This window comes from Hyphococcus sp. D3-15 (assembly GCF_055809375.1).
This window is the reverse complement of record NZ_CM147910.1, coordinates 2,622,271-2,643,742: the sequence shown is the minus strand read 5'-3', so window position 1 is coordinate 2,643,742 and position 21,472 is coordinate 2,622,271. Positions and strand designations below refer to the sequence as shown.

The 21,472-nt window shown below is 62.2% G+C and carries 16 protein-coding genes; all 16 read left to right on the top strand.

Annotated features, from left to right (window positions below):
• Window positions 1-702 carry a hypothetical protein gene (locus AC0L8G_RS13050; protein ID WP_473384617.1) on the top strand — a complete coding sequence of 234 codons (702 nt, stop codon included), beginning with the start codon at window positions 1-3 and terminating at the stop codon, window positions 700-702.
• Window positions 699-1,157 carry a hypothetical protein gene (locus AC0L8G_RS13045; protein WP_473384616.1) on the top strand — a complete coding sequence of 153 codons (459 nt, stop codon included), beginning with the start codon at window positions 699-701 and terminating at the stop codon, window positions 1,155-1,157. The genes AC0L8G_RS13050 and AC0L8G_RS13045 overlap by 4 nt, the downstream gene beginning before the upstream one ends.
• A gap of 67 nt (window positions 1,158-1,224) precedes the next feature.
• Entirely contained in the window at window positions 1,225-2,751 is a 1,527-nt protein-coding gene (locus AC0L8G_RS13040; protein WP_473384615.1) for a cupin domain-containing protein, read from the top strand.
• 137 nt (window positions 2,752-2,888) lie between these two features.
• Window positions 2,889-3,398, top strand: a complete 510-nt coding sequence (locus AC0L8G_RS13035) for a hypothetical protein (protein ID WP_473384614.1) — start codon at window positions 2,889-2,891, stop codon at window positions 3,396-3,398.
• A 23-nt stretch (window positions 3,399-3,421) separates the two neighbouring features.
• The gene (locus AC0L8G_RS13030; RefSeq protein WP_473384613.1) at window positions 3,422-3,766 is read left to right on the top strand and encodes a hypothetical protein; all 345 of its coding nucleotides are present in this window, start codon (window positions 3,422-3,424) and stop codon (window positions 3,764-3,766) included.
• A gap of 57 nt (window positions 3,767-3,823) precedes the next feature.
• A complete protein-coding gene (locus AC0L8G_RS13025) occupies window positions 3,824-9,817 on the top strand; it encodes a phage tail tape measure protein (protein ID WP_473384612.1) in 5,994 nt (1,997 codons plus the stop codon).
• Complete coding sequence (locus tag AC0L8G_RS13020; protein WP_473384611.1) at window positions 9,814-11,535, top strand: hypothetical protein; 1,722 nt, start codon at window positions 9,814-9,816, stop codon at window positions 11,533-11,535. Before AC0L8G_RS13025 ends, AC0L8G_RS13020 begins: the two co-directional genes overlap by 4 nt.
• A 2-nt stretch (window positions 11,536-11,537) precedes the next feature.
• On the top strand, window positions 11,538-12,350 hold the full coding sequence (locus AC0L8G_RS13015; RefSeq protein WP_473384610.1) for a hypothetical protein: 813 nt from the start codon (window positions 11,538-11,540) through the stop codon (window positions 12,348-12,350).
• Between the two features lie 130 nt (window positions 12,351-12,480).
• On the top strand, window positions 12,481-13,371 hold the full coding sequence (locus tag AC0L8G_RS13010; protein WP_473384609.1) for a hypothetical protein: 891 nt from the start codon (window positions 12,481-12,483) through the stop codon (window positions 13,369-13,371).
• Window positions 13,371-13,961 (top strand): DUF2793 domain-containing protein, encoded by a 591-nt coding sequence (locus AC0L8G_RS13005; RefSeq protein WP_473384608.1) that lies wholly within the window; start codon window positions 13,371-13,373, stop codon window positions 13,959-13,961. The genes AC0L8G_RS13010 and AC0L8G_RS13005 overlap by 1 nt, the downstream gene beginning before the upstream one ends.
• Window positions 13,962-13,963: 2 nt before the next feature.
• Entirely contained in the window at window positions 13,964-16,618 is a 2,655-nt protein-coding gene (locus tag AC0L8G_RS13000; RefSeq protein WP_473384607.1) for a hypothetical protein, read from the top strand.
• Entirely contained in the window at window positions 16,615-17,301 is a 687-nt protein-coding gene (locus tag AC0L8G_RS12995; RefSeq protein WP_473384606.1) for a lysozyme, read from the top strand. The genes AC0L8G_RS13000 and AC0L8G_RS12995 overlap by 4 nt, the downstream gene beginning before the upstream one ends.
• Entirely contained in the window at window positions 17,298-17,942 is a 645-nt protein-coding gene (locus AC0L8G_RS12990; protein WP_473384605.1) for a hypothetical protein, read from the top strand. The genes AC0L8G_RS12995 and AC0L8G_RS12990 overlap by 4 nt, the downstream gene beginning before the upstream one ends.
• A complete protein-coding gene (locus tag AC0L8G_RS12985; protein ID WP_473384604.1) occupies window positions 17,939-20,650 on the top strand; it encodes an Ig-like domain-containing protein in 2,712 nt (903 codons plus the stop codon). The genes AC0L8G_RS12990 and AC0L8G_RS12985 overlap by 4 nt, the downstream gene beginning before the upstream one ends.
• Window positions 20,647-21,066 carry a hypothetical protein gene (locus AC0L8G_RS12980; RefSeq protein WP_473384603.1) on the top strand — a complete coding sequence of 140 codons (420 nt, stop codon included), beginning with the start codon at window positions 20,647-20,649 and terminating at the stop codon, window positions 21,064-21,066. The genes AC0L8G_RS12985 and AC0L8G_RS12980 overlap by 4 nt, the downstream gene beginning before the upstream one ends.
• Window positions 21,066-21,422: a hypothetical protein gene (locus AC0L8G_RS12975; RefSeq protein ID WP_473384602.1), complete on the top strand. Its 357-nt coding sequence runs from the start codon at window positions 21,066-21,068 to the stop codon at window positions 21,420-21,422. The genes AC0L8G_RS12980 and AC0L8G_RS12975 overlap by 1 nt, the downstream gene beginning before the upstream one ends.
• Window positions 21,423-21,472 lie beyond the last annotated feature (50 nt).

The following is a 21,472-nucleotide window of genomic DNA, read 5'->3' as shown; positions in this document are numbered from 1 at the left end:
ATGCCGCGCAGCTCCAGCAAAACCATAGAAGTGCTTGGCGAGGATCTCAAAGGCCCGCTGCGAAAAGAAATGCTGCGACGCGTCGCACAGGAAGCGTTCGCAGAAGCGCGGCAGAAAAACTTCGCGGCGCTAGGCTATCGACTGCCGGAGTCACTTTCTACAGATGGGGTGCCGAACAAGCCGCCGGAAGAAATGCGTGTCGGCGGATCTTCGACGCTGACCTTCGGCCGTCCTGCGGGACGGATCGTGCCGTTTACGCTCGAGCTGCTGGAGCGCGTCAGCCCACGCGGCCGATCCAATTCAAAGCCGGAGTCGGAACGATATGCCGGCAATCATGCAGTCTTCATCGACGGCCAGCGGCTGGAGCCGCCCTATCTCATGCCGCTGTCCTGGACGCGGATGGTTTTCGTCAATCTCGTTCCCTATGCCCGCAAGATCGAGCGCGGGCTGTCGCAGCAGCGGCCGAACGGTGTTTATGAGGCGCTGGTCTATCCGGAAGTCGCGCAGGAGTTCGGGGACCTCTATGACGTTTCATTCCGCTATGAGGGCGGGTTGGTGTCGCCCTTCGGCAAGACGTCCTACATCCAGACCGCCATTGAAGGAAAGCCCGGGTATGGCCTCAAGCGCCGGCATCGCAAACGCAAGATCGCCAATGACGCCAGGACGCGTCTACCGGCGATTGTAGTCGAGAATTACAGATGAGCGCAGATCTCAATCATGTCATGGGCGTCGTCGAGACCATCATGACCGACGAGATGCCATCCGGCGCCTTCCTGATCGGCGGCATGAAGCATTTCTGGCGCATCCTTGATGATGGTGAAAACGATTCACAGCTACGGATAGGAGAAAACGAACTTCTTACCGAGTTCGAGTTTGTCGATGCGGAAAACCGCCGGGGAGAATATGGCGCGCCTGGCTATAATCGGTGGGAAGAAAACGCCGCCTTCATGGTTCATTGCCACGCCCCGCGGGGCAAGCGCGATATCATCAACGCCAAAATGGCCATGAGCGCAATCATCAACACGCTCTGCGGCCGGCAGATCGGAACCGTGCAGATCCGCGATGCGCTCGCCGCCTATGTTGACAGCACGGGAAAAGGCCTGACGCGCGGCGTCTCAAGGGCCATTAAATATCAATACGAATATCGGGGCCGGTGATCGTCCGTAGTCCCCGCATTTCGTAAGGCTCCCGGCGCCTTGAAATGCTCCTTTCAGGGAGCCTCCCATGTCGGCAACCGATGGCACGATTTACTCCTGGGCTATTGAAGAGAGCCGAAAGACCCTCGGCGACAACACCGCAATGACCATCGCCCCGTTCCAGTCGCTTGATCTCGACACGGACAGGGGCTTTTCGGAACGCGGCGAGGCGCGCGATGACTTCTTCGAAACCGAAGACGATTTCGTCTCCAAAAACGGCCGGCTCACCCATACCCGCAAGTTTATGGGCGAGGTCTTCGATCACAATTTCGAACAGGCTATGTGGTCGACCTTCGTCCGCAAGATCGGCCGATATAACGGCTACGGCTCGGCCACGGCGCAGATCACCGATATTGACTCCGGCACTTCTACCATCACCGTGACGACCGGCGCAGCTTTCGCGGCCGGGCAGATCATCTGGATCTCGGGCTGTGCAAACGTCGCCAATAACGGCCTGCATTTGGTGACGACTGCGTCTGACGACGAGGCAATCGTTATCACCGGATCGACGCTCGTCGATGAAACCCCCGGCCGCGGCGTCCGCATCGAGGTCGTGGGCATTCACTTCGCCACCGGCGACTTGGCGATCAGCGGAGACACGCTGGTATCCACTGCCGAGGTTGACTATGCGACGCTTGCCGGCGCCGCCGCCGGTCACTGGGTGAAGGTCGGCGCGGCGGTGACGCGCGATTCCGGCGCTCACCGTTACGCGACGGAGCTCGTCAATGACGCCGTGCGGATTTCGGATCTGTCGACCGGCACGACCGGCACCATGACGGTCGACCGGAAGCCTTCTGGCTGGACTGATGACGCCGGCAGCGGCAAGACCATCTGGCTTTTCTTTGCGGAGCCACTGATCCCCGGCTCCACTGAAATCACGGCGCAGGAACAGGTCGCGCTGAAAAAGGAAACCGGCTTCGACTTCACCCGAATGATCGGCGGCTATGTGGAAGACGTCACCGTCGCCGGCGAAGCGCAGGGCGATTTCGTCATCACCATCGCCAAACGGTTCATCGATTTCGACGACGACGCGCCGGCGGATCTCAACGCCCGGGCCAACGGCCCGATCCGCGAGGCGGAAACGCTGCCCGCCATGGTCGCCGGTCTCGCCGGCCAGCGCATCTATCTCGACGGCGTTTACAAGACAGAAGACGCCGCCGTCCGCTCCTCAAGCCTGTCGATTTCACCGACGCTGGTCGAGATCCCGATCGAGGGTTGTTTCGGCCTCAAGCGCCTGGCGCGATCAACACAGATGATGCGCCTGACGGGTGAGGCGCATTTCGAAACGGACGCGCTGTCGCAACCCTACCGCAAGTCCCAGAAGCTGGACTTCGTGCGGATCATGCATGCGGGCCGCCACGCCTATGTGATGGAGATCCCGCGCCTGCAGTTCACGCGGTTTAAAAAGAACGCGCCCGGCAAGGGGCAGGCTGTCACCGGCACGTTCGAATCCAAGGCGACCGCCAACGACGCTGGCATTGTCGCCGGAAACCTGGTCAATTTCGGCGCCGTCCATCGCTTCCGCTGTGCCGAGGGCTGGCCCGATCTCTGCTAGACTAAATTCGATTGCCTTCGGGGGTGTTGCGTCAGGGGCCGTCCGGGAAACCGGGCGGCCCCCGTTTTTTGCTTTGCAAATTCAAGTCACCTTGAATTACCGCAGATTCCGATCTCCAACAAAGGAGACAGACACAGATGACAACCCCCGAAAACAGTGCTGCGGACCCCGCCGAAGTCGACGAACCCGTCGAGCTGATGGATCACTCGATCGACGTCAACGCCCGCAATAACGGCGCCTGGATCAATCGCAATGGTGTGATCCCTAATCTCGTCCTTAAGGCCATCGGTTATGACAGTCCCAAAATCGGCGCTCTCGAGATTGCGCTGGCGAACGAGCGGCCTGAAGGTTATGGCGAAAAAGGGCATGAACAGCTAACGCGCGACCGCAACATGTATGAGGCGCGCCGCAAATGCGAGCTCGGGATCATCGATTTTAAGCCATTCACCTTGCGCGGCGAATGCGTCGTCTGGTCGAAGGATCAGCACAAGAAGCTGGTCCAGGACGAGATGTTCTCGAAATATTTCTACGCCTGCATCAACGCCATGAAGCAAGCGGATGACATCAAAGTTAAATGGGAGAAAGCCGCGGAAAAAAACTCCGGGGATGGCTCCTCAAGCAATTCGGAAAGCGAGGCGGCGGCCTAGGGCCGGACGCCTTTCAGGAGGCCTTGCGAAAGAAAGGCGTCTGGAAAGGTGACGGCGAACCGGCGCCGGCTTTCGTCGCCTGCGACATACGTCCCGATCTGCGCTGGATAGGGACGGCGTTTTACGAATTGTCAAACAAGCGCCGCTGGCTCGGCGCTGGTTTCGGCGCAATGCCGCAGCCGATTGAGGATGAACATATCCGTGGTTATTTCTTCGAGACCCTCGGACTAAACGACGCCTGGCTCCACAAATCGTTCCGCAAGCTGATTGATCTCATGGACGGCGACTGGCGGGAAGACTGGCGCCAGAGTGATGAAGATCGGCGGCGCCAGGAAGAAGAGACCGCAAAGCAGCGTCGCGCCCGATGACATCCAATCAAGACGCGGCGGCGCGCTGCATGCTCTCCCTTGACGGAGAGCGGCCAGATGCTGGGGTTCGGCGATGAAGAAGTCAATTATCGAACTATAGTCACCGACGGCACCGCCGCCGGCATCAATTCAACCATCAACAATCTATCGCGCATCGATGCAGCTTATGAGCGGATCGAAAAGCGCGAGACCGCCGTCAGCCGCGAGGCGCAGGAACTCCGGCGCTCTTTCGAACGCGTCCAGCGCAGCGCCGATCCCCTCGGCCGGGCGCAGCAGCGTGTAAACCGCAATCTCGACATCGCCAAAAAGGCGCTGCGCGAAGGCGCGGCCTCGACCAAGGAATATGAGCGCACCGTCAAGGGGCTCAACCAGCAGCTGAAGAATGCGGAACAGCGCGCCTCCGGCTCGAATACGAAATACAGGCAGCTCGCCGGCACGCTGCGCATGGTCGCCGGCGCTGCGGCCGCGGTCGGGCTCTCCTTTTCCGGCATCACGCTCGGGCGTGAGGCGATCGACAACGCATCTTCGTTCCAGCAGCAGATGGCGAACGTCTCGGCTGTCACCGGCGCCGTCGGCGACGAGCTGCAGAGCCTCGGGCGCCTCGCGCGGGATCTCGGCGCGTCGACGGTCTTCTCGGCGTCCGAGGCCGCCGCCGGCATGGAAAATCTCGGCCGCGCCGGTTTCGAAACCAGAGAGATAATCGGCGCAATTCCAGGCACGCTCGATCTCGCTGCGGCGGGCCAACTCGAACTTGCGCGCGCCGCCGAAATTTCTTCCGGGGTGCTGCGCGGGTTCAATCTCGATGCGAAGGAGTCCGGCCGAGTCGCCGACATTCTCGCCGCCGCGTCGGTCAAATCGAATCAGGAAATTCAGGATCTCGGCGAGGCGATGAAATTCGCGGCGCCGACCGCAAAACTTTTCGGCATCAGTATCGAGGAAGCGACGGCGTCGGTCTCCAAACTGGCGGACGCCGGCATCAAGGGCGGCATTGGCGGCCGCGGTTTCCAGGCGCTGGTTACGCGTCTCGCCAAGAACCGTGATGACATTGAGGAGGTCATCGGCGATTTTGACGTCGCCGCCGACGGTCTGTCATCCGTCATCCGAAAACTCGGCGACGCGAACCTGAGCCAGGCGCAGGCGATCGAGATCTTCGGCGCCGAAAACCTCGACATTTACGGCGTGCTGTCGACATCGGCGCAGGCAGCGACCAAGAGCACCGACGAACTGACAGCAGCGCTTGAGAATGTCAGCGGCGAGGCGCGGCGCATCGCCGAAATCCAGTTCGACACGTTCAAGGGCGCGCTCGACGAGCTTGGCGGCGCGAAGGAAGAACTCTCACTCAATTTTGCGATAGACGGCGGCGCTCTGCCAGCGCTCGAACGCGCGGTCCGCTCAATCACCGATAGCCTGCGCTCCGACGACGCGCGCCAGTTCGCCCAGGCGCTGGGCGAGGGCGTCGGCGGCGCCATCGACGGGCTTCGGGAAAACTGGGGCGCTGTCGTCAAAGCGACGGAAGCCGCGACGGCCGCCGCCATCGCCTATGGGGCCGCGACGGCGGGCGGCGCCATTTTGAAGGCGATCGCCGCGGTGCGCGCGCAGATCGCGGTCGTCACGGAAGAAACCGCGCTTGAGCGCGCCTATCAGATCGCTGCGCTGAACACAGCCCAGGCAGAGGCGACGAAAACCGCGGCGAGGGTGCGTGACACCCAGGCGGCTATCGCGCAACTGAAGACGAATCTCCAACTGATTGCGGCGCAAAGGGCGGAGGCCGCCAGCCAGCTGGAACTCGCGCGCGGTATTGCTCTCGCCACAGGCCGGCGCGGTCTCGAGACTGCTGCACAGGCTAAGCTTGCAGCGTCAACCAAGGCGCAGATCCAGACGCGCCGCGCTCTCGCGGCGGCGGAGGCGCAACTCGTTACGGCGCAGGGTGCGGCGACTGCGGCGACTGCGGGCGCGACAGCGACACAGAATGCCTATGCGGCCGCAGCGGCGAAGTCCACGGCGGCGACCATTGCCGGTACGACTGCAGCGGGGCGCATGGCCGTCGCTCATACGACGCTCGCCACCGCGGCGCGGGCGTCGGGATCGGCGTTGGCCTTTGCGTCGGTAGGCGGTCTTGGCGGCGTCGCCAGGGCGCTTCCCGGCATCACGAAAACGCTTGCGGCGGCGACGGCGCTTTCTACGCTGAATTTTGCGCGCGCCATTGCCGGGGCGACGGGTCTGTCCGCAGCGCTTGGTCTACTGGCGACGCCAGTCGGCGCGATCGTCGCTCTGACAGCCGCCATCGTTTTGTTCGGCGACCGGTTGGATGGAACGAAGCGCAAGCTCGACTCCTTCGATGAGTCCCTGAAACAGGCATTTATCGACGCCGGCAAGGAATTGCCTGACAGGTTGAAGGCCGGGCTGGATAAATCAAAGGAAGATCTCGAGGCTTTTGAACGAGATTACCGGCGCATCCTGAAAAGCATCAATGAAGCTCAAAAGGACGAGATCGAGGCGCGGACCTTCACATCCCCGTCGCTCGCGGCGAATTATTATCAGCGCCAGTACATAGAGAACCAGCAATCGGATCAGGCCGCGGCGCTCGCCGCCGGGCAGGCCGTGCAGCGCGAACGCAACCGTGAGTTCGCGCAGGCCTTCGGCCTGCCCAAAGGCGTTGGCGCCGATGCGGTCACCGATGTGATGGCCCTGACGGCGGAGCTCAACGGCTTCGCCGATGCGCGCAAGAAATTCGCCAAGGAACTCGACGCGTTGAAGGCGTCGTTGCGCGAGCTCGGGCCCGATGTCGATACGGAAACCGCGAATAGCAAGTTTCAGGAACTGCTAGCCCGATATCCGACGCTGACCGAGGAAATCCGCCAGCGCGCCACCGAGGCCTTCGGCGAGTTCACCGACGCGATGAGCCGCGCGGGGAAGGAATCCGAAGAGCTGACCAAAAAGCTGAAGAAACAAGAAGCCGCGCTGACGGGACAGCTCCGCGAGATCAAGGCGATCAACGATGCGCGCGCCGCCGGCAAGACCGACGAGGAAATCGAAAAGATCAAGCGGCGCATCCAGCTCGAGGAGCAATATGCCGAGCTGATCAAAGCGCAGGGCTCCGGTCTTGTCGACCAGGTCCTCGCCGAGGAAGACCGTAGCGCGCTGCAGGAGAAAGCGCGCAAAAACGCCGAAGCGCTGGCCGAGGCGCAGAAAAAAGCCGCTGAGGAAGCTGCGGACACCCTGCTGCGGGCGCAGCAGCGCTTCGCCGACACCGCCACTGACATGATGGTCGACATCTGGCGCTCGTTCCGTCGGGAAGGCGAAAGCGCCATCGACGTCATCAAGGATTATTTCCGGAACGCCTTCGATAATCTGGTCGGCAGTTTCTTCCAGAATATTTTCGACCAGGCGTTCACCGGGCGCAGCGCCGGCGTCCCGTTCGGCGCCGTGGGCGGCGGGTTTGGCGGCGGGTTCGGGGGCGGGTTTGGGCAACTTGCCGCTGCGGGCGGTTCGATGACGAATGCGCTATCCGGTGCTGGCGTGGCGCCGAATATGTACGGGGTCGGCCAACTCGCGACGCAGGTGAACCCGTATCTCTCCGGAGGCGGTGTAGGTGGATTGTCTCAGGCCGGAGGGTTTCTGGGGCTGGGCAATATCTTCGGCAGCTCCGGCTCGCTGGCGCGGACCGGCGAAGGGCTCGGCTTCTTCCTGCGACAGCAAGGGCTGAACATTCCCGGCCTTGGCCCGGGATCTCTTGGCAAGGTGTTCAGCGGCGGCGGAACGGGTTTTGCAGTTTCCCAAGGCGTCAACTTGCTGGGCGATCTGCTCGGGTTTGGGAGCAAGGGCAACACCGGCTCCTCGGTCGGCGGCACCGTCGGCGGCGTGATTGGCTCAATCGTGCCTGGCATCGGCACGGTTGTGGGTTCTATCATTGGCTCGACGCTCGGCAAGGTATTCGGCGCGCTGGTTGGCGGAAAGCCTTCAGACAAGACGGCGCAGCTTGCCTTTGATCTGCAAACGGGCGCCGTTGCCGGCCGGTATCAAGACAAGGGAGCCGAGCAGAACGCACAGATCCGCGATGCTGCGCTCGATACGATCCTTGGCGTCAACTCCGCCTTCCATGATCTGATCGGCGGGACCGCATGGAACGATGCCAGCACAACCGCGAATGAGCGTTATCTCAATCTGGCGGTGCGCGCCGACCGCAAGGACGGGAACCCGTTTGTCGAGGTCGGCTACCAGGGAGCCAATGGCGAGCCTGTAGGGGGCAAACGGTTTGACGCCACCGAGCAGGGCCTCGAGCAGGCGACATCGGAAGCGCTGCGCCTCTACCTCAAGACGCTCAAGGGCGGCAATGACATCCTGCGCGACACCGCTATCGGCTTGCTGGACGCTGGCGAGTCGGCGGAGGCGGTTGGCGACAAAATTGATGTTCTGAAAAGCGCGCTCGACTTCACGACGGACTCCCTATCGCAATGGGAGCAGGCCGCCAAGGACATCAAGTCGGTTTTCGACGAAGCCCTGGCGATCACCCAGAAAAACACAGACGCCGAGCGGGCGCTGACCGAAGCGCGCACGGCGGCGCTCACTGCGCTCGGAAACAAATTCGACAAGGACATCGAGCGCGCGACGCTGTCCATCACGGCGCCGCTGGAGGCCGCCGCCGCCGAGCTGCTCGACACCCAGAACCAGCGCTTCGACGACCTTAAGGCGGTGTCCCAGAACGCCGCCGACGAACAGGCGCGGCTGACCAAGGTCCTCGCGCTCAACACCGCGGAGTGGACGCAGTTCATCGATCAGGCCGCCTCGACGCCGGAGGCGCTGGCTGCGGCCGCCTCGGCGCTGGAGCGCTACAAGGACGAGGTTGCGGCCAGCGGCGCTGACGGATCGCTGCTGGCGCAGCAGATCGATAATGCGAAGGCGGCGCTCGCCGCCGGCGTCGACCAGGACACCGCGCAGCGGCTATTGAATATCGCCAACCCGGCGCTGGCGCAGTTCAACCAGCTTCTGAAGGAACAACAGCAGCGCCTGACTGCGGCGACGAGCGTCGGCGCGAATACGGTCGCCGTTGAAAATCTCAACGCGCTGGAACGACAGAAATTTATAGCGGGCCTAAGCGATGAAGATCGCATCGGCCTTGGCGATTTTCTCGGGATCATCGAAGACCAGTCCGGCCGGCTCGCCTTTGTGCTTTCGGACATGCGGCTCGCCTTCGAAAGCCAGATCGACCATGTCGACCGGCTGACGCAGACCTATGAAGACAGCGCCAACGCCTGGACGGCCGCCAACGACAATCTGCGCTCATCGCTTGGCGATATCCGTCAGGAGTTCCGTGGCGGCGATCTCCAGACGCAACTCGACACCGCACTGCAGCGCTTCGATTCCGCCTTCGCAACCGTGAGCCAGCCGGGGGCGAGCGAGGAAGCCCGCGTCGCCGCGCAGAACGATCTCGGCGGGCTCGGCCGCGCCGCGCTCGACGTCGCGCGCGAACTATACGGCACGGCGCCGCAATTCCAGTCGGTGTTCAACCGGATCGAAAGCCGCCTCGAGACCGCGCTGGGCGCTGGCACTGACATTGCTAACGACAATCTGAGCCAGGCGGAGATCGCCCGCTCGTCGCTCGACGCGCTGAAACGCATCGACAACGCGCTGTCGCAGCCGCAGCTCGATATTCCGATCCTTGAGGAACAGCGCGACGTCCTGACTGAATTGCGCGACGGCAGTGATGTGTTTGTCGAGCGCCTTGAGGAACTCATCGCGCTTGAGCGCCAGCGTCAAGCCCAGGCGGGGGTCAGCGTCGATGCGCTCGCCGGCGTCGATCAGCCGCTCACGCCAGAAACCGGCAATCCGGTTGCCGACGCCCAAACGGCGCAACAGATTGCGGCAGCGGTGGTGCGCGCCGCCGAGCGCAGCAGCGAGACCACCGCCGCCGCTTTCGCAGCAGCCGATGAAAGTCAGGAAGAACGCGACGCCGCGATGACGGCCGCGATCAATCGCCTCGCCGACGAGCAGGCGACGATGAACACGCTGATGCGCCGTTTGATCGAGAATAACTTCGGGCTGGCGGCATGATCCCCGGCGTTCCGACAGTTGGCGATCCCGTCCTGGCCGATCAGGCGCCGCCGGGCCGCTCGTCCGGGTATCCGGCGTTCCTGCAGCGGAGTCATCGCCGCGGTGTTTTTCTCGCTGACATAACGGTGCGCCGGAAAGACTCCGGCGTGTTGTTATCGGCGCCGACGGATATTCTCGGCGATCCAGTCCTCGGCGATCAACCCCGCGGCGGATTCCAGCTAGGCCTTCCCGAGCGCCTTTTTCTGTCGTCCCAGACCTTTGTCGCCCGCCCGGATGATCCACGCCGACCGAATGCGGTGGCGCGCCCAAGGCTGCGCACCGCAGTCAACTCGAACCGGACCTTTCCTTTTTTGCCGGGCGAAAGCCAGTCGGTGCAGACCACGGACGGATATATCGAGCTGGCCAATGATGACGGCGAGTTTGACTACCTGCCGGCGGCGATGACCGCCGACGGGCTCGACGTTTCAATTTACCATGGCCCCCGCCGCGGCTATTTCGACGACTTTTCGTTGCGCATGCGCGTTCTCGGGCGGTCTTTCTCCGGCACCGACAAGCGCACGCGACTGCAGCTGCGCAATGATGTCAGCATCGTCGCGAAGCCGATCGCGTCCTCCTATTACACGGGGGAGGGCCTGCTTGACGGCGATCTCGATATAGCGGGGCTTGCAGTGCCTTCAGCGTTCGGCACCTGCGGCAATGTCAGTATGGTGCGCCTGTTGAAGGCGAATGAGGTCTGGCAGATCGCGCAGGGACCGCTGCAGGCGATCAACGCTGTTTATGACGGCGGCTTGCCGCTGGTTTTCGCCGGCGACTTTCCGACGCTTTCTGCTCTGATTGCTGCGCCTGTTTCTGCGGGACAATATCTGACCTGCACCGCACTAGGGCTGGTGCGGTTCTTTGAAAACGCGGCGTTTAAATACACCGCTAATATTCAGGGTTTTGTCTTCGAGGGCGAATGGTTGTCGTCGCTGTCGCAGATCGCGGAATATCTGTTGCGTCGGCGCGCCGGGCTTTTCGCCAACGCCATCGATCGCGCCGCTGTTTTCTCAATCGGCGCGGTAGAGGCCGGCTATTTCACCGGCACGTCGGACCTGCTGGTGTCGGACTTTCTTGATGAAGCCGCGCGGTCGATTGTCGGGTTTCACGGCCTCGGCAGGGACGGCCGCTACCGGTTGAAGCGCGTCTTCGCGCCGAGTTCCTACGCGCTGCCGCAGGCGATTCCCATCGCCGGCGTCGACATAAAGCCGGAAGACTTCGAAACCTATGTGCGATCAGAACAGCCGGTGCGCTACGACCGCAACTGGACGCCGATGACCGATGCGGAAATTGCGCCCGGCGTCAGCGACGAGCGCCGCCTCTATCTGAAATCGCAAGGCCGTTCGATCACCATTCCCAACGGGTCCGCCGCCGCCTTCTACAAAACGTCAGAACCCGGCGAGCCGATCAACACGCTGGCGGTCGGGCAGAATTGGGCGACGGAGATCGGCAAAGAAGCAATGAAAATGCTAGGGACTGAGCAGTCCACCTATTCGGTCGAAGTCGGGCGCCGCGGATATCTTCTCGACGGCGGGGATCCGGTCGCGTTTACAACTGACCGCTATGGCGCCGCCGGCGTCGTCTGGATCATCAAGGAAATTCAGGAGCGCTCTGATGACGAGAGAATGACCATCAAGGTCTTCGGCACGCCGAAGCGTTTGCAACCCGGGGAACAGTATTAGAAATGACCGTCGTAAACGGCGCAGGCCTTTCTCCCTATAACTGGATCGATCAGCCCGACGCGGTGCTGACGGCGGACACCGCGTCTCTGACCGGTCCGGCGTCGAACGTATCGACCTATGCCGCCGGCGAGCCGTGGATCGCGGTGAACCTGTCGACGAGCGACGGCGAATGCAATTTCCAGGCGGTGTTCAGCAAGGGGCGCGACATCGGATGCGCCGGCTTTCTGATCGCAGAGCGGCAGGACGACTCCTCCGATGTCGATTTCGCACCCTATGTCTCGGCGGCCGACAAGGTGCGCTGGCAGTTCTCCTCGGATCCGGAGCTCGGTGTCGATGACGGCGATCTCTGGGACAGCGCAGACCATGACGACGCCGACGGCAACGGAGATCTCGCCTGCGCGGTCGATCCGACCCTCGGCGTTCACGGCCTGCTGACGCCTGCGCTGACTGGCGTCTTTCGCGTCAACCTGCGATTCACGCTCGCCGCCATCCCGGCGCCGCCCTTTGACATCGCGCGTTTCGGGCGGATCTGGGCGGGCCCGTTCCGCCGCTTCGAAACCAATCATGATTGGGGCGCGGAAACCGGCTGGGACAAGGATGGGCAGGGCCATGATGTCCGGATCTGGTCTGCGCCGTTCAACGCGGTGCCGGAAGGGGTCGCCGATGCCGACCATATGTCCTATGCGGAACTATACAGAATTTCCCAACAGGTCAGCGATGACAGGCAGGTTTTTTCTGGCCGCGCCAAGACGCGCCGTCCCAAGCCATGTTCGCGAAGTTCTCTAATCGCGGCCGCTTCAGGTCGAAATTTTTGACCAATATGTCCACCAGTCAACCCGGCAAGCAATTCACCTGGGCGCCGTCACTGATCGAGGATTGGCTTGGCGTATAAAATCAACCCCGACAGCAATCGCCTGAGAGTCCCCGCGATACGCGAGGACATGCATGGCGGACGGTCTTGTCGACAAGGTTAAATTCACGGGCAATCGCATTTCCGCTGGCGCCGTCACGGACTGGGTGCGGGTCGCGCCTTATCGGCTGCCCACGGACATCAAGAGTGTCACCGACCGTATTTTCCTCGAGGTCAAGCTCGCCGGCGATGATACGATTTACGAGCATGCATGGTACACGATCGGCGCCGGCGGCCAGCTAACGATCTACAAGGTCGTCGACACCTATTTGCGATCTGGCGAATACACAACCAGCGCGCCGTCGGCGATCAATGACTTCGATGGCCCCGTCGAAGTCGGCGGCATAGCAAATTCGCAGACCATCCCGGTTATCGGACCTGACGGCACTTTTTTGAACGGCGCCGCCGTCAACTCCTCGCTGATCGCCGTCGATGTCAAAACGTTGCAGGCCCGCAACGACCTGGTCGACGGCCAGCGATTTTTTGCCGCCGACAATCTTCACGTCAATTCAGGCGAAGACGCCGGGGGCGGATCCGGCCTCATGCTGCGCTACGATTCAAGCTCCGGCGCGTCGCCGGATTACACGTCGATTTTCCCGATGACGTCAGGCCTGTCCGGCCGGCTGCTGCACCTGCCGCTAAAGGTGCCGAAAAAAGTCGGCCCCTTCACGATATCCGCCGGCGGGGTCGCCGAGATTGTGAACGCCAATCGCGCCGGCGGCCTCTGGAAGGTCGAAGCCTGGTCTGACGACGACACCGGTTCCTATTGCGAATGCGTAGTCGTCGGCGATGCCGACGACGCCGAGTTGCGAGCGGCGGTCGAGATTGGCGATCTCGAACTCGTCACATCCGGCACCTCTGTTCGCATCAAAAACAATGGCAGCTCGACCGCACAATTCAGCGGCACGCTGGAGGAGCGTCACTGATGGCGAAACAGACGCTACTCGATGATGTCACTCCGCAATCGATTCAACCTGCGGCGGCGAAGGACTTTCGCGGCAACGGCGCGCTTCTGTTTAACGGTCAGGATGGCGCGCAAAGATTCCGGATTAACAACAGGACAACCCTCGCGGAGCCGGAGTCGCCATCAGAGGGCGACGCATATCTGGCGCCGCCAACAGGCACGATCACCGGCACAAATTGGGCGGGCGCACTCTCGCTCGGCAATGATGATCTGGCTTTTTTTCGTGGCGGCGTCTGGGCCAAGGCCACGCTTTTCAACGGTATCGAGCTTTTCGATCTGAACGATGGAAGCAGGCTTGTTCGGGTCGGCGGCCAGTGGCTGGAACGCGACAGACGCTGGTTCGAGTTCGCCGCCGAAGGGCACGACGGAGAAACCCTCGTTATCGCCAAACGCGTCGCCGACAAGGCGCGCACAACAGTGATTATCGGCGGCGGCGCCCGCGTTCTCCTGGCGTCCTACGCCATCGAAGTGAACGCCCCCGCCGCCGGCCAGACGTCCTTCACTTTTTCACCAACCCTGCCGACCGACATTGCGGTCGCGATTGAGGCATGACCATGAAGCGCTTGCTTTCACTATTTGCAGCTCTTGCTTTTTTCACCGGCGCCGCGGCGCAGGACGCGCAGGTTGGAAGCATGGACCGGAAAATTCTTCCGGTCGCAGTGCCGAACTCTCACAGTTCGACAACTGTTATCTTGTCATCCGACACCGCCACGATTTCGCGCAGCGCGCACACGCTGGCGGCGGAAAGCGGGACTGAAGACGATCTCTGCACCGTCGTCAGCACCGGCCTGGTAGTCGGTCACCGGGCCGTCGTGAAGGCCGACGCCGGCGATGAGATCACCATCAAGAATGGCGGCTCGTGCAACATCACGACCGACACGGGCGGCGATCTTGTCATCAGCGGCGCGAAGCGCGCGGTGCTGGACGTCACGGCGGACGGTGTTGACGCCTCAATCGGCGGCGACGTCACGGCGGGCGAACTCGCCTCGACGTCGAACGGCGAAGGCGCTGCGCTGATTGGCGTCGAGGATGCGGCGGGGGTTCTTTCCGCTGCAGATGTGGAAGGCTCCATCGCCGAACTGGCGGTGAATGGCCGGGCATACGCCAATATTACAGCGCTCGAGGCGATCCCGTTCGCGTCATTCCCCGTCGGTGCGACAGCGGTCATCACGGATGGCGGCCGTTCAGGAACCTTTATCAAGGTAACGTCAGACGAAACCGCCCTGGCGACGGCAGACACGCAAAAATGCGTCTTTGTCCCCAGTCCGCAAGACGACACGGGGGCGTCGGGTGGTTTCATCTTGTCCGATTATCTGCGCGGCAAGGATATTGACGTTACATCATGCGGCGCCAAATTTGACGGTGTAAAACTGAGCGACGGCGCCATCAGTTCGTCCTCATCCACGCTCACTTCGGATAGCGCTGCGTTTAAAGCCAGCGATGTTGGAAAGCTGATCACGGTGGCCGGCGCCGCCGCATCAGACGCGGACCTCTCGACAACCATCGCCGCGTTTAGCGATGCGAACACCGTCACGCTTACCGACAGCGCGTCTACGACAGTATCGAGCGCGGAAGTGTTTTACGCGACCGATGACGCCGATGCGATCCAGGACGCAATCGATCTGGCGGAGGCCGTCAACAGGTGCGCAGTCATGCCCGCCGGCTGGTCCGGCCTGTCGACGGGCGTGTCGCTGAACGAAATCGGATCGTGCCTTTATGGCATGGCGGCCGACAGGACCAAACTTGTCGGAACCTTTGCAGACGACGGCTATGTCGTTCATGTCGCCGGCGACAACACGTCAAACGCCACTCGGCTGAACAACATTACGGTGAGCGATTTCACAGTCGACTCGTCCGTTTTGCAGGAATCCGGCGGCGGATTTTCAATCGACGTAACGGCGCGGTCGCTCTTTAGCAACCTGTGGGCGCGCGGCGGCGTTAACGGATTTGGGGTCAACCCCGGCAACCTGAAAAACGGTTTCCGGTTCGTCGGCGGCCAAGCGATTGAAGGGCACGGGCTGCAGGCGTGGTACAATGACGGCGTCGGAATTTACGTTGCCGGCGACGGTATTATGGACCCGTCAGGCCCTGACGGGGCGCTCGGCTGGTCCGGCGCGCTTTCCGGGCTTGAAGTGGTCGGCAACGGGACCGGCATCCATTTCGCCGGGGATGTCGGCGGCGCTGTCATTGGCGGCTTCGACATCAACAACAATGCCGATTACGGCATACTGATCGACCAGCATTATTTCGGCAATGAGTCCGAATCCTTTGCGGCCAACCGGCAGATCTTCATCAACAGCATTGTCTTCAATGACGGGCAGGGGCCGCCGCCGCGCACGCCGGCGTCAGCGATCCATATCAATGACCCGTATCTTCAAACATTCGTGGTCAGAAACCCGTGGCTGTCGCTGGGTGATTACGGGCTGCGCATTGTCGCGGCCAGCGCAAGCGACACCAGTATCATGCTCGATGGCGGTCAGATCATCAATTATGACACGTCCGCCATCAGTTTGGAGTCCAACGTGAAAACGCTGATGGTCGATGGCACGCAGGTCGCCAATATTGGCGGCGATGCGATCAGCATCAGCGGAACGACTTCGGCTCAGTCAAGGGTCATGTTTCGTAACATTAATGTCCACGACATCACGGGCAACGGCATCGACATCAGCTCGAACTTGAGACGCCTTTCGGTGCAAGGGTCTTTCTTCGATGAAATCGGCGGCAATGGCGTCGATTCCAGCGTTGATTTCGGCGGGCGCGGCGTTGCGGATGGCGTTTTCATCCATCCCGATAATTTCTTCGGCCTCATCACAGGGTTTCCTGTGGACTATGCAGACATCCTGATGATGACCGGCGCCACGACGTCGATAACGCTTGATGACGATGAAGCTTATTGCTTCTATATGCGTCATGCCGGCACCGGAGCCGCCGCCGGTCTTGTGCATGTCCAGCGCCGCAGCAGTGACAATCACATTTTCACGCATTACCGGGCGTCAAATGGCGGAACGGGATCGATCACCCCGATTTCCAGCGACGGATTTGAGACTTCCACCTCTGTTCTTGACGGCGACGACGGGACGGACGCGGTGGCGACGCTTTCCTCGACCAACACGAGAAAGCTGTGCCTCGAAAACCGACTGGGCAGCACTGAAATCTTCAATGTCACACCGATCGCCGGCTCGGCCGATGTTTCGGATTACATGCCATGATTCCTTCCGAAAACGGCATCGACCTGATCAAGCGCTTTGAGGGGCTTGAGCTCGAGGCCTATCAGGATATCGCCGGGATCTGGACCATCGGCTATGGGCATACTGGCCTCGATCTCGACTGCGCTGTTGCGGTCGCGAAAAAGGGCGCGGGCTCCATTGAGTGCTCATTCTGGCATATCGCGCCGCCCGACCGCGTCGTTTTGAGTCGTGATCAGGCACAAGCATTACTCGAAAAAGATCTGAAGACACGGGTCGCCAATCTCAACGGCTGGGCGATCACCAATGGCGTCGACCTGAACCAGAACGAGTTCGACGCGCTGGTCAGTTTCATCTTCAATGTCGGTTTCTCGGCGTTCAAGGGCTCGACCGCGGCGCGCTGGCTGCGCGAGGGAAAGCCGCGCGAGCAGGTCGCCGAGGCGCTGACCTGGTGGAACAAGGCGACGGTTGGCGGAAAGCTTGTCGAGGTCGCTGGCCTGACGCGCCGCCGTGCCGCCGAGCGGGCGTTGTTCCTCTGTGTTGTAGCGCCGGTCGATTCAGGCATCGAGCACCCGAACAGTTTTATCCTGCCTCTTATGAGTGAGGAGCCGGAAAACGATCACCTCGCAACAAACGCCGCAGCGGAGAAAGAAAGCCGGCCGATCATCACCTGTCTGCCAGAGCCCGTCCGGCGGTGTTTTCGATGAGCGCGATCAAGACATTCTGGATCGAGCCGACGGGCAAGGTTGCACGATCGCTGCGGCGCTATCATTCGGGCGATTCCAAATGCGCGGCGACCCGGTCTGGCATCCATGACGCATCCATCCGGATCGAGGACGCTGTGCTTCCGGCGATGGACGTCATAGATATGACCGACGACACGCCGCCGCGTAGCGATCCGCGTTGGCCAATGGCCTGCGGCTGCGGCTACGTCTTCGACCCCACGGATCAATGGCAGCTCTTTCCGGAACGGATTTACCGGCGCATCGACAATGGCGAAGAGTTCCAGCTCCGCGATGCCCCGCCAGGCGCCCTTTATGACGCGTTCTGGTTTTCCGAGCGCCCCGGCAATTTCATGAAAGGCTATGACGGCCTTTCGGTTCATTGCGTGAAGCCGCATGGCGATGCCTGGTGCATTGATCAGCGCGCGTCGAACTGCACGCGTAAGGACGACGACGCCCATCGCTGCTGGGTGCGGCATGGCACATTCGGAGAGACGGTTCATGTCGACAAGGCGGGCGACACCTGCGCCGCCGGCGCCGGCTCAATATTCTCCGGAAGAAATAACGAATGGCACGGGTTTCTAGATCACGGATTCCTGACGACGCAGCGAGGAAATTACGCATGAAACGCCAGACCTGCTATCTGCTCGCAATCATTTTCGCGGCGGCCCTGACCTTTCTGAGCCTTGCCTATGGGCAGGACCATGCCGGCCACGCGCCGGCCCTGACGGTCGAACAGCGTCTCGATGCCCTCGAGGCGTCTGACGCCGCGCAGGAGGCCCGCCTGTGCGCGCTTGAGGGATGCGCACCGCCGCCGGTCACCGGCGACCCAGCCCTGTGCGCGCCTGACGATGATGAGGGCCATTTCCACACTGACGACCCGGACAAGGCCGCTGAGCATGCGGCCCTCCTGGCTCTGGTCCCGCGCAGCGCGGCGACGCATATCGCCTGGGCGGCCGGCGACTGGATCGATCCGGCGACCTGGTGCGGCGGAGAGATCCCCGGCAACGGCGCGCGCGTCCTGATCCCGGCGCCGGTCACGGTGACCTATGGCTTTGTTTCCAGCGCGCGGCTGGCCACGGTCAGGAATGACGGCGTGCTGCGCTTCGATCCGGGCGCCGACTCGCTGATGATCGTTGACACCCTCGTCTCGCCGCCGGGATCGACCTTTGAAGCCGGGACGGACGGTCACCCGATCGATGCGGATAAGCGCGTCACGATCCGCATCGCTGACAATGGCCCGATCGACAGCGTCACGGATCCGTTCCTGCTATCGCGCGGAGTCATCCTGCACGGGAAGTCCCGCATCGCCGGCGCGCCGAAAACGGCCTTCCTCAAGCTGGCCGACGAGCCGGCGGCGGGGGACACGGCGCTGAAGCTCTCCGCCGCGCCGCAGGGCTGGGCGCCGGGCGACCGGCTGGTGCTGACCGGCACGCGGCTCGTGGCGGCGGATCTTTGGGGCGCCGGGGTTCCGCGCGAGACCGGCACCCAGGATGAGGCCCTGACGCTTACTGAAATTAATGGCCGCACGATCCGCTTCGCCGAGAAACTGGCCTTCGACCACAAGGGCCGCGAAGGCGGCCGCCGCGCCTATCTCGCCAATTTCACGCGCAATGTCGTCATTGAAACAGAAAACGCCGCCGCGCTTCCGCCGTCGCGGCGCGGGCACGTCATGGCGATGCACAGCAATGATGTGGATATTCGCTTCGCGGAGTTTCGCGATCTCGGCCGCACCGACAAATCGCGCCGGGCCTATGACGCCGGCCTGATCGACGCCATCGCGCCCGAGGCCAATGTGAAGGGCCGCTACGCGCTGCACCTCCACCGGACCGGGCTCGCGGATCCAACGCGCCCTGCCTTGCTTTACGGCAATGCGGCCTGGGGGTCGCCGGGCTGGTGCTTTGTTCATCACGATTCAAATGCGCATCTGGAAAACAACGTCGCCTTCGATTGCTTCGGCTCGGCCTATGTTGCGGAATCCGGCAATGAGGTCGGGCGCTGGGTCCATAATTTCGGCGCGCGCTCCATGGGGGTCACCGGCGCCGCCAAGCAGCACGAAGACGTTCAGGCCTTCGACCTGGCGCGCACCGGCTCGATTTACTGGATGCAGGGCCGGCTGGTCGAAATCGCCGACAATGTGGCGGCGGGCGTGCCGGGCGGCGCGGGCTTCGTGTGGATGTCGCGCGGCGGCAAGCAGCTTTTCGGCGTAGACGCGGCGACCATGGCGTTCCCGGAAACGGTTCAATATTCGCGCTACGCCCCCGCCTATCTTCCCTCGATCACGCAGTTCGAAGGCAATGAGGCGTTCGCCGTGAATATGGGTTTCGAGGTGGTCAAGCCCGGCGCCAATCAGGGCCATGACGGCCGGACCGTGCTTTCTGACTTCGACGCCTGGGAGGTCTATGCCGGCGGCCGGGTGCAATACACCGCCCATTACACGCTGATCGATATGGACCTGCTGGCGGCGACCGGCGAGGGCGGGGTGAGCATGGCCGGATCTCACGCCATCAGCATCGATGCGAGCACCCGCGAGATCGTGCTGAACCGGATCACGGCCACGGGCTTTGATGTCGGGGTGACGATGGCCAAGCGCTTGCCGAACCTGCCGGATGTGTCGGAAGAGGATTGGGGATACGCCTTCATCGATCTCGACATGGACGGCAATGCTGCGGCGTTTGAAAATCTCGATTCCGGCGATGCGGTGCTGACCGCCAAAGACCTGACGCCGGGCCGGCTGGTCTATACCGCGCCGCAGCAAATGGTCGAAACCCCGCGCCCCGGCAATAAGGCGATGCTGCTCGGCGGCGCGAAGCTGGACTCGATGGGCTCCGCGCCGGTCGCAGGCGAGCCCGACATCACGAAATTTTACAAGCTCGACATCAAGGCGGCGATCCCGTTTGAAGGCTTGTGGACGCTTCCGGATGGTCGCAGCGCGACGATGGTCGACCAGGTCTTCTCTGATCGTGCAACCGGGGCCGCCGACAAGGTCTCGCATGTCTTCACCTCGCCCTGGTCGGCGGAGAATTTCGACCCGCCGGCGCGCGAACACGGGCCGCTGGCGCTGGAAGGCCCGGCGCCGGCCGCGGCGCCCGATGAGGCGCGCGCCGCGCCCTGGGCCGAAACCCTGATCGATGTGCTGGCGAACGATAAAGGCGCAGGGCTGATCCTCGATGACCATACTGCGCCGCGCCACGGCGCCGCCTATATCGTCGACAACAAGATCCTCTACCGCGCCGATTTCGGCTTCACCGGCGCCGACGAATTTTACTACTGGGTGCGCGACGGACGCTCCGGAAAATTCGCGAAGCAGAAAATCACGGTGAGGGCGGAATGAAAGCTGAAGCTGCAGCGATTGTTGCAATCGGGCAGGCGGCCGCCGCCGGCGGCGCCGCGGCGTTGAATGCGGCGCTGGACGGAACCGTGACGGCGACGCCCTGGTTCATTGGCGCTGCGCTGCTGGGCGGCGTCTGCGGCGGGTTCATCACGGCGCGTGCGGCTTTCATGTCAGAGGATGCGCGACCGGTTGCGGCGCTCGCTTTTATTGGCGGGGTCACGGCGTTTTTCGGCGCCTCGACAGCGCTGACGGTCGGCCAGCCTTTCGCGCACGGCGCCGACCTCACAATGACCAAGATGCTTGGGGAATCTCTGGATGGCATTCGCCCCGCCGTGGCCTTTGTTGTTGCGATCGGCGCGGAGCAAATCGTCGGGGCGCTGATTAAAAAGTTCGTTAACGTTGCAGGAGACGCGTAATGTTTGCACTTGCGCATTTTATGATGGTGCTGGCCGCCTTTTGTCTGGGCTTTGTCAATGTTGTACAAGTGCTCGCATGCGCCCGCCCGTTTCGATATTTGCATGAGAGGCTGATCGCGCTGTTTGCCTGCGTCAGCTTTTCGATCGCTTCGGCGGTGACCATGGTGCAGGATGCAACGGGAGGGTTCACGCCGACGTCTGTCACGCTCTGGAACTGGAGCGCGGCGGTTATGTTGCTGATCTTCCTCTGGGCGCTGCTTGGCAGGTTTGAAAAATATATGAAAGATCAGCCGCGCAAGCTAGCGCTGTGGCGGGCTGCAGACCGGCCGCCCGATACCAACAAGCCAGCGGGATAGTTGCGGCTACTCACCCTCGATTTCGGCCAGCCGGCGCTGGAGCCGCCTGA